Source organism: Marinobacter sp. UBA2498 (assembly GCF_002341575.1).
Taxonomy (GTDB): Bacteria; Pseudomonadota; Gammaproteobacteria; order Pseudomonadales; family Oleiphilaceae; genus Marinobacter; species Marinobacter manganoxydans.
This window is the reverse complement of the sequence record NZ_DDOI01000116.1, coordinates 5260-9106: the sequence shown is the minus strand read 5'-3', so window position 1 is coordinate 9106 and position 3847 is coordinate 5260. Positions and strand designations below refer to the sequence as shown.

Sequence of the window (3847 nt, the reverse complement as noted above, 5' to 3'; positions counted from 1 at the left end):
TGGACCTGATGCAGCCCTACCGCCTGGAAATGGGTACCCGGTTCGAGAATAACCGTGGCAAGGATCTGTATGCCTTCTGGGGCAGCAAGATCACAGAGGAGATCAACCGGCTGCTTGCGGATGACGACGGCGTGCTGGTCAACCTCGCCTCCAACGAGTATTTCAAAAGCGTAAAGAAGAAAGACCTTGAAGGCCGGCTGATTACCCCCCAATTCAAAGACTGGAAGAATGGTCAGTACAAGATGATCAGCTTTTATGCCAAGAAAGCCCGGGGGCTGATGTGTCGGTTTGCCATTCAGAACCGCATTACCCAGGCCGACGACCTCAAGGGATTCAACCTCGAAGGCTATTACTTCAGCGAAGACCAATCCGATAAGAACAACTGGGTTTTCCTGCGGGATGAACAGTAATCCGCGTTGAAATCGGAGTCAGCAATGAACGAAGCAATGTTTTCCCAGATCGCCATGCTGGTGTTTCTGACCGGCCTGATTGTCTGGATGGGTGTCATCGTCTGGGATCTGGCCAAGAAATCCCAGGCCGGCAAGTTCGGCACCATCGCACTGTTTACGGTGCTGGGCGCCGGCGTTGTGGGTTTTATCGTTAAAACCGTACTCGTAGAGATCATGCAAATATGAAAGACAAGGACCAGCCCTGATGTGGTTTCGCAACGCCCGCGTATTCCGATTTACCAAACCCTTTGATATCTCTGCCGAAGAGCTGGAAGAAAAGCTCCAGGCCGACGCCTTCAAGCCCTGCGGACCTCAGGAAACCAGCCGCCAGGGCTGGGTTCCGCCCCTGGGCAAGCATGGCGAACAACTGGTTCACAGTGCCAACGGCTATCACCTGATTGCCCTGCGCAAGGAGGAAAAGATTCTTCCCGGCCCGGTGGTGAAAGAAGCGGTTGAGGAGAAGGCCGAAGCCATCGAGTTCGAGCAGGGCCGGAAGGTCCGGCGCAAAGAAAAGGACGAAATCAAGGAACAGGTAATGCTGGAGATGCTGCCCCAGGCCTTCTCCAAGAACCGCCGCTCCTTTGCCTACCTCGCCCCCCAGGACGGTGTTCTGGTGGTGGACGCGGGTTCCGCCAAGCAGGCGGAAGATCTGGCCTCGACTCTGCGCAAGAGCCTCGGATCGCTGCCGGTTCGTCCACCCGCGGTGGAACAGGCACCTGCTTTCACCTTTACCGGTTGGCTGAATGAATCCATCGACCTGCCCGGCAAGGTGGTTCTGGGCACTGAATGCGAACTCAAGGATCCGTCTGAAGATGGCGGCGTGGTGCGCTGCAAAGGCCTGGACCTGAAAGCCGATGAAATCCGCAACCATCTGGATGCGGGCATGCAGGTGACCAAGCTGTCCCTGACCTGGGACGACAACGTCTCCTTTGTGCTGGATGAAGAACTGGGCATCCGTCGCCTCAAATTCGGCGAAACACTTCAGGATCAACTGGACGATGTCGACGTGGACGACCACGCTGCCAAGTTTGATGCGGCTTTCACGCTCATGACCCTTGAGCTGTCCCGGCTGATTCCAGGGCTCCTGGAAGCGCTCGGGGGCGAAGATCGCTCTGCGATTGTCGAAGAGTAGTGCCGTAAATCCGGGTCAGATACCCGCTTTATCTGACCCGGCCTCCCTTGCGCTCTTCAGTGGGCGCTCTTTCCCAGCCGCTCTCTCTGCCAGTCTTTTTCCGGTTCGTTCAGGACCAGCCGCAGATCCATCACTTCCTCTTCGGTATTGAACTTGATTTCAAAGCCCAGATGTTCCGCCAGCTGCAACATGGGACGATTATCCGGCAGCACATTGCCCACCATTTCCACGGTACCCCTGGCCCGACAGTAATCGATCATCTTTTGCATCAGGGCAACGCCGAGGCCTTCGCCCTTCATTTTATCGTGCACCATGACCGCGAACTCGCATTGCAGGTTATCGGCATCGGTCCAGGTGCGCACGGTTCCGAGGGTTTCCTCGCCTTCCCCGTCTTCCCTGGGCGCGTTGGCAATAAAAACCATCTCCCGGTCGTAATCGATTTGCACCATCTGGGCTACGTCTTCGCGAGAGAAATGCTTGCGATACTGGAAGAACCGGTAACGAATGGATTCCGGCGACTGCAACTCATGGAACGCCCGGTGGGCAGGCTCATCTTCCGCCAGTACCGGTCGAATGATGACCCGGCGCCCCGATTTGGGCAAAACAATCCATTCCTCCAGTTCCCGCGGGTAAGGCTGAATAATCGGCCGCCCCGGCTTGTCGGCCAGATTGATGGCAATATTGACAGCCACGGCCCCCTGCTCGTTGAACAGCAAGGGCGAGATCTCAAGCCCCTTGATTTCCGGAATGTCGATAACGATCTGTGAGAGGGTGACCAGGGTCTCGGACACCGCGCGGATATCCTCCTCCGGCTTCAGGCTGTGTTCTTTCAGCAGCTTGTACATGTAGGTACGGCGCAGAAGCTCACGGGCCAACACCATGTTCAATGGCGGCAGTGCGATCTGACGATCGGTCATCACGTTGATCTGGGCGCCAGCTGCACCACAAACCACCAGGGGCCCAAACAATGCGTCCCGGGTAATGCCGACACTGAACTCGATCCCACCCACGTGCTGGTAGGAACGCTGAACCGCAAACCCTAGAAATCCACTTTCCGGGAAATGGCTCTTGTACTCCTCCATCAGGTAGCGGCACGAATCCATGATGGCCGCCTCGCTGTTCAGTTTCTGGACCGTACCCTTGTACCGACGCTGGGTCGGACTCAGGTCCAGAAAAGGATGGCACGCCTGCTCGTGAATGATGGTAATGTCGATGGGGCGCCGCTCAACCGCAAACACCTCCAGCACCTCTTCCATATCGTCGCAGTACATGGTTTCGATGGTGCTGATCCCGTAGTCCCGCACCAGGTCCCGCGCTTCCCGGTTCGACAGGTGATACCGACCTGCTCGAAGGGCCCTGTTGACCACATGACGGGTGTGGGTGCGGTCTGCAAAGTGGTCGGTAAAGGATTCCGGCGTTTCCGTAAGCAGCCGCTGAACCCGCTGGTGACGAACATGCTGCATGAATGCCATCACGGCTTTTTCGGGATTGAAGAACGACGGCAGCCCGGCCCGGTAAAACTCTTCCCGAGCATCCATGACCGTACTCTGGCCGAGCCAGCAGGTGAACACATTCAGACGTGTGCCCTTGGACGCCTGCACAACCGCGTCCGCAATCTGGAGGCTGTCCTCCGTCAGACTCGGGGCATACATCACCAGAACGTTTGCCACTTCCGGATCCTTTGCCAGGATCTTGATGGCCTGGCCGTAAAGTTCCGGCGAGGCATCGTAGTTAAGGTCAATGGGGTTTTTGCGGGTCCAGTAAGGTGGCAGCAGCTCGGCCAGGTTCTCAATGCTGGATTTCGACAGCTCTGCCAGTTCACCACCAAGATCCGCCAACCGGTCCACGGCCAACACCCCGGGGCCGACCCCATTGGCCATGATCGCCAGGGTTTCGCGGCGCAAGGGACGCATCCGCGTCAATGTCTCGAGCGCATCAAACATCTGGCCAAGGCCATCCACCCGGAGCACACCTGCCCTCTGAAGCATGGCGTCGTAAATCGGATCGCTGCGTTTCAGGCCATCAGGAAGGTCGTGGGGAAACCACTCCGACTCCGGTACACGCCCGGACTTCACCGCAATCACCGGCTTGGTGCGGGACGCCACCCGCACCGCCGACATGAAGCGGCGGGCATTGGGAATGTTTTCGATGTGCAGGAGAATCGCACGGGTCTGTGTATCCTGCGCCAGGTAGTCGATCAGGTCGTCGTGATCGATATCCATGCCATCGCCCAGGGTCAGGAAGTAGGAAAACCCCACACCACGGG

Annotated in this window: 4 protein-coding genes; 3 read left to right on the top strand and 1 reads right to left on the bottom strand. The window is 57.6% G+C overall.

Annotated features, from left to right (window positions below):
* From B2W52_RS16040 to rdgC, 3 genes are all read left to right on the top strand, one after another.
* Positions 1-410, top strand: a 410-nt coding sequence (locus B2W52_RS16040) for a YaaA family protein (protein ID WP_286803728.1), incomplete at its 5' end; no start/stop codon positions are given.
* 24 nt (positions 411-434) lie between these two features.
* Complete coding sequence (locus B2W52_RS16035) at positions 435-635, top strand: DUF2788 domain-containing protein (protein WP_008171445.1); 201 nt, start codon at positions 435-437, stop codon at positions 633-635.
* Positions 636-654: 19 nt separating this feature from the next.
* Entirely contained in the window at positions 655-1581 is a 927-nt protein-coding gene (gene rdgC, locus B2W52_RS16030) for a recombination-associated protein RdgC (RefSeq protein ID WP_014576673.1), read from the top strand.
* 56 nt (positions 1582-1637) lie between these two features.
* Here rdgC and B2W52_RS16025 read toward each other — a convergent pair.
* The coding region (locus B2W52_RS16025) for a bifunctional acetate--CoA ligase family protein/GNAT family N-acetyltransferase (RefSeq protein ID WP_286803727.1) at positions 1638-3847 on the bottom strand (2210 nt) is incomplete at its 5' end.

Excerpts from the sequence above, each read along its gene's own strand:
- B2W52_RS16035 (WP_008171445.1), top strand. The coding sequence starts at position 435 with ATGAACGAAGCAATGTTTTCCCAGATCGCCATGCTGGTGTTTCTGACC.
- rdgC (WP_014576673.1), top strand. The coding sequence starts at position 655 with ATGTGGTTTCGCAACGCCCGCGTATTCCGATTTACCAAACCCTTTGAT.